The sequence below is a fragment of the Nioella ostreopsis genome, from assembly GCF_004000255.1.
GTDB classification, from domain to species: Bacteria; Pseudomonadota; Alphaproteobacteria; order Rhodobacterales; family Rhodobacteraceae; genus Nioella; species Nioella ostreopsis.
In genome coordinates, this window is sequence record NZ_RCIQ01000099.1 from 1 (window position 1) to 333 (window position 333).

The 333-nt window shown below is 61.3% G+C and carries 1 protein-coding gene; it reads left to right on the forward strand.

Annotated elements, in window-relative coordinates:
- A partial coding sequence (locus EP237_RS22970) for an ACT domain-containing protein (RefSeq protein ID WP_127563118.1) occupies positions 1 to 333 on the forward strand: 333 nt, incomplete at both ends.

Here is a 333-nt window from a genome sequence, read left to right on the forward strand (position 1 = left end):
CATGATCGTGCAGAACATCTCGGAAGAGGGCCGCACCGACATGACCTTCTCCTGCCCCACCAACCAGGTGGCGCGGGCAGAGGCGGCGATGAATGCCGCGAAAGAGCGGGGCGAGATCAACTTCCACGATCTGATCTCCGACACCAATGTCGCCAAGGTCTCGATCGTCGGCATCGGCATGCGCAGCCACGCCGGTGTGGCCGCCCGCATGTTCCAGGCCCTGCGCGACGAGAACATCAATATCAAGGTGATCACCACCTCCGAGATCAAGGTCTCGGTCCTCATCGACCGCAAATACATGGAACTGGCCGTTCAGGCGCTCCACGACGCGTT